Raw genomic sequence first — 3,013 nt, 5'->3', positions numbered from 1 at the left:
GTAAGCGTTCGGCAATGTCATCTAGTCAGCTACGTAGACTTTGAGAGGGTGTCCGACTATGCGGACACCATCTCTAGCTAACTAGGTGTCTGGGCTTATCGATATTTCGGGTGCGTGGCTGACTGGAAAGTTTACCGAACGGGCAATGAAGCATTTCTCATGAGCCATTTTGTGCAGCGTCTGAGCTTTTGCGATCTCAGACCCCGATGCCAGAATCACTTTCGGCCTCAAAACAACTGACGTGAACTGACCAGCGCCGTCGCTCTCCTCGACCATTGTTCCTTGAGCATTGTCCTCGTAGGCCACCACAACGATCCCGGCCTCAGCACAAAGGCCAAGGTACCAAAGCTTGTGGCACGCAGATAAGGATGCCAAGAGCAATTCCTCGGGGTTCCAGCGTGTTGGGTCTCCTCGAAAACCGGGATCGGACGACCCCTCAATCGGTATTTTGCCGTTAGCTGCGATTACGTGCGCCCGGCTGTAACCCCGATAAGATGACGTTCCTGTTCCGTTGTTGCCGGCCCAAGTTACCTGGACTTCGTACTCGTGCGTTTTATCTACCATTGATCCCTCCTAGGAAAGTTTTCGAAAAGTCCGTTAAAAAGCGGACTTATTGAGCAGGCACCCATCGATGAGGTAGCAGCTCCATAATCTCACTGGCCCGCTGCGTCGGCAGGCGAGTGAGGACGTCCTTTAAATAAGCATACGGATCATGCCCGTTGAGTCGCGCCGACTGGATCAGGCTCATGATCGCCGCCGCCCGTTTGCCGCTGCGTAGTGACCCTGCAAAGAGCCAGTTTTTGCGCCCGAGTGCCCACGGCCGGATCTGGTTCTCGGCCCAATTATTGTCAATGGGTACGGCTCCGTCATCAAGGTAGCGCGACAGCGCCTTCCAGCGTTTTATGCTGTAATCCAGTGCTCTGCTGATCGCCGAACCATCGTGCACTAGATCACGCTGGGCGATCATCCAGGCATGCAGCGTATCCATCACCGGTACGGCTTTTTCTTGCCGTATTTGGTGCCGTAAATCCGGCTCCAGGTCGCGGATCTCACTTTCAATTTCGTACAGCAGCTGAATGTAGCGAAGAGCCTGCTCGGCCAGTTGGCTTTTGTTGGTGGCGTGCAGTTCGAAGAACTTGCGCCGCGCATGGGCCATGCAGCCGATCTCGGTCACGCCGAGTTCGAAACTGGCCTTGTAGCCACCGAAATCATCGCAGACCAGCTTGCCCTTCCAGTCTTGCAGGAAGTTGCGGGCGTGCTCACCAGCCCGGCTGGGGCTGAAGTCGTAAACGACTGCCGCTGTTCCGCAGAACTGGCTGGTGGCGTAGGCCCAGACATAGGCGCGATGGGTTTTCTTCGCACCTGGGGTGAGCATCTGTACCGGCGTTTCGTCGGCGTGAATGACCTGCTGCCCAATCACCACCTCGCGCAGCGCATCGACCAGAGGCTGCAATTGCACACCGCTCACGCCAACCCATTGGGCCAAGGTTGAACGTGGGATGGCCATACCGGCTCGACCAAAAATCGATTCCTGACGGTAAAGAGGCAAATGGTCGGCATACTTCGCGATCATGACGTGGGCTAGCAACCCTGCGGTCGGGATACCCTTGTCGATGACCTGTGCCGGCACGGGCGCCTGGATCAGTGTTTCGCAGTCATCACAGACCCATTTGCCACGGACATGGCGCTCGACAGTAAAAACGCCAGGCGTGTAGTCCAGTTTTTCGCTGACGTCTTCACCGATACGCTTGAGTGCGCAGCCACATGGGCAGTGAGTATTGTCCGGTTCGTGATGGATCAACGTGCGAGGAAACTCCGGCGGCAACGCCGTGCGTTTAGGCTTTTGCTTTGTCTCCGTCGCAGTTGAAGGTGTTTGCAATGCCTGAAGCTCAGCCTCAATCGCCGCGATATCGGTATCGATCAGATCGTCCAGCAAGCTGGCCTGTTGCGGATTTAACTGTTCGCTGCGCTTGGCAAACTTCAACCGCTTGAGCTGCGCGATCTCGTGGGTCAGTTTCTCGATAACCGTTTGGTCGCGGTGGATCTTTTTGCCCATTGTCTCGACTGTCTGATCGAGACTTTCCACACGCTGCATCAACTGCGCTGCCAGAGCGCGCAGTTGTTCAGGAGTTAAGTGGTCGAGATTGGGGAACGAAGTCATGCCGCCGATTTTGCCAGAGCGGGCGAAAACCGACGACCGGCTGATTGGACAATTGCACGGTCAGGTGGGACGTGGCAGAGATTACAGGATGGAAATCGCGTTGCCTGGCCCCACTCTTTGCCAAGGCAGACCCAGCACTAGGGCATGCAGTTGCTCGGCGGCCAACTCTAGCTGCGAACCGTGCCGAGAACCGGGCCAGAAGAACTTGCCCTGATGCAGGCGGCGGGCCGCCAGCCAGATACCCAGCCCATCGTGCACCAGCACTTTAATGCGATTGGCGCGGCAGTTGGCAAACAGATAAGCGCAGTGCGGCTGCGCCGCACCAAACACCGCGACCACCCGTGCCAGCGCGGTTTCGGTGCCGGCGCGCATGTCCATAGGCTCGGTGGCGAGCCAGATGGAGTCGATGCGGATCATCGCAACAGGTCTCGCAGAAAGGTCGCACAGGCAGCCGCGCTTTCGGCCGGCCAGTTCACTTTGACGGTGCCGCGTGGGTATGGGATTTCGAGGCAGATGGTGGATGCTGTGATATCCGTTCGTGACGTTGACGACGACGGTAATGTCAGCGGGATGAAGGCAGGTTGTAGGGCGACTGTTTTTTGCGATTGCAGTCGAATCCACTTATGGACGAGGTTCGCGTTGAGGTTGTGGCCCAGCGCGACGCTGGCAATCGAGGCGCCAGGTTCGGAGCACTCTTGAATGACTCCAGCTTTGAAGGATTTGGAGTAGGAACGGCGTTGTGGCTGCATGAAAGACCCGCTTAAAAGGCTAGAAATGGTGTCCACTTAAATTTAAGTGCACACCATGTCCTGCCTTTTCAGGGCGGGCTAGATGACTTTGCCGGACGCATAC

The 3,013-nt window shown here is 56.7% G+C and carries 4 protein-coding genes; all 4 read right to left on the bottom strand.

Going from position 1 to position 3,013, the window contains the following annotated elements:
• Window positions 1-81: 81 nt before the first annotated feature.
• A complete protein-coding gene (locus CKW21_RS30180; RefSeq protein WP_095197448.1) occupies window positions 82-564 on the bottom strand; it encodes an OsmC family protein in 483 nt (160 codons plus the stop codon).
• Window positions 565-610: 46 nt separating this feature from the next.
• Window positions 611-2,161, bottom strand: coding sequence for an IS66 family transposase (locus tag CKW21_RS30175; protein ID WP_095197447.1), 1,551 nt, complete (start codon window positions 2,159-2,161; stop codon window positions 611-613).
• A gap of 81 nt (window positions 2,162-2,242) precedes the next feature.
• Window positions 2,243-2,578, bottom strand: coding sequence for an IS66 family insertion sequence element accessory protein TnpB (gene tnpB / locus CKW21_RS31420; protein WP_141233053.1), 336 nt, complete (start codon window positions 2,576-2,578; stop codon window positions 2,243-2,245).
• Window positions 2,575-2,910, bottom strand: coding sequence for a transposase (locus CKW21_RS31415; protein WP_256590345.1), 336 nt, complete (start codon window positions 2,908-2,910; stop codon window positions 2,575-2,577). Before CKW21_RS31415 ends, tnpB begins: the two co-directional genes overlap by 4 nt.
• Window positions 2,911-3,013: the final 103 nt, after the last annotated feature.

Source organism: Pseudomonas sp. Irchel 3A7 (assembly GCF_900187565.1).
Taxonomy (GTDB): Bacteria; Pseudomonadota; Gammaproteobacteria; order Pseudomonadales; family Pseudomonadaceae; genus Aquipseudomonas.
The sequence above is the reverse complement of the archived record's forward strand: the minus strand, read 5'-3'. Positions and strand labels throughout refer to the sequence as shown.

Excerpts from the sequence above, each read along its gene's own strand:
- CKW21_RS30180 (WP_095197448.1), bottom strand. The coding sequence starts at position 564 with ATGGTAGATAAAACGCACGAGTACGAAGTCCAGGTAACTTGGGCCGGC.
- CKW21_RS30175 (WP_095197447.1), bottom strand. The coding sequence starts at position 2,161 with ATGACTTCGTTCCCCAATCTCGACCACTTAACTCCTGAACAACTGCGC.
- tnpB (WP_141233053.1), bottom strand. The coding sequence starts at position 2,578 with ATGATCCGCATCGACTCCATCTGGCTCGCCACCGAGCCTATGGACATG.
- CKW21_RS31415 (WP_256590345.1), bottom strand. The coding sequence starts at position 2,910 with ATGCAGCCACAACGCCGTTCCTACTCCAAATCCTTCAAAGCTGGAGTC.